The sequence below is a fragment of the Mesorhizobium sp. M4B.F.Ca.ET.089.01.1.1 genome, from assembly GCF_004022605.1.
In the GTDB taxonomy this organism is placed as follows: domain Bacteria; phylum Pseudomonadota; class Alphaproteobacteria; order Rhizobiales; family Rhizobiaceae; genus Mesorhizobium; species Mesorhizobium abyssinicae.
The window spans coordinates 1-767 of sequence record NZ_RZOS01001058.1; the positions used below are offsets into that span (position 1 = coordinate 1).

General features: G+C 68.2%; 2 protein-coding genes. Both read right to left on the reverse strand.

Going from position 1 to position 767, the window contains the following annotated elements; all coding sequences use genetic code 11:
- On the reverse strand, positions 1-218 hold a 218-nt coding region (locus EN780_RS35985), incomplete at its 3' end, for a helix-turn-helix domain-containing protein (RefSeq protein WP_133372942.1).
- Positions 219-400: 182 nt separating this feature from the next.
- On the reverse strand, positions 401-767 hold a 367-nt coding region (locus EN780_RS35990), incomplete at its 5' end, for a LysE family transporter (RefSeq protein WP_189557082.1).

Below are 767 nucleotides of genomic sequence, written 5' to 3' on the forward strand. Positions count from 1 at the left end.
CGGTCGAGCTGGCGCTCGAAACGGCGGGCGCGATGATCCAGCACCGCGACGATCAACTCGTCCTTGCTCGGGAAATTCCGGTACATCGTCATCTTCGCGATGTCAGCCTCGGCGATGATCCGGTCGATGCCGGTGGCATGGAAGCCGTCGCGCTTGAACAGCGCATAGGCGGTGTCGACAACGTGCTGGCGTTTGGCCGAGGTGCGTGCGGGTGCCATGGCATCGCCCCGTGGTGAGACAGGTCTGTCTCTTTTCTAGGACGTGAGCGTGCCTATGTCAACTTGGCGTGTCGGCGCGATGGCTCGGGGACACAGACTATGGACTCACAGTCGGGTCCGCGATGGCCAATCAGAGGCGGGCACCCGCCTTCCTGGCCGGGAGCCGGCGGTCAGCGCTGCCCTTAGCGCGTGGCGACCACGGCCACGCCGGCGCCGATCATCGCGCCACCGGCGGCGCGGTTCACGCGGCGCACGACGGCGGGCGTCCGCAGCAGGCCGCGGGCGCGGCCGGCGAGAAGCACATGCCCGCCGATGACCACCGCCTCGACGACCAGGATCACCATTGCCAGCACGCCGAGATGACCGGGTGCGAGCGATGCGCCGACCACGTTCGGCAGCAGCGCCACATAGAACAACGGCATCTTCGGATTGCCGAGATTGAGCGCGACGCCGGTGGCGAAGGTCGCCAGCAGGCCCCGCCGGCCGGAGACGGGCTGCAGGTCGGGCACCACTGGCACGGCGGTCCACAGCCTGATGCCCATCCAGATC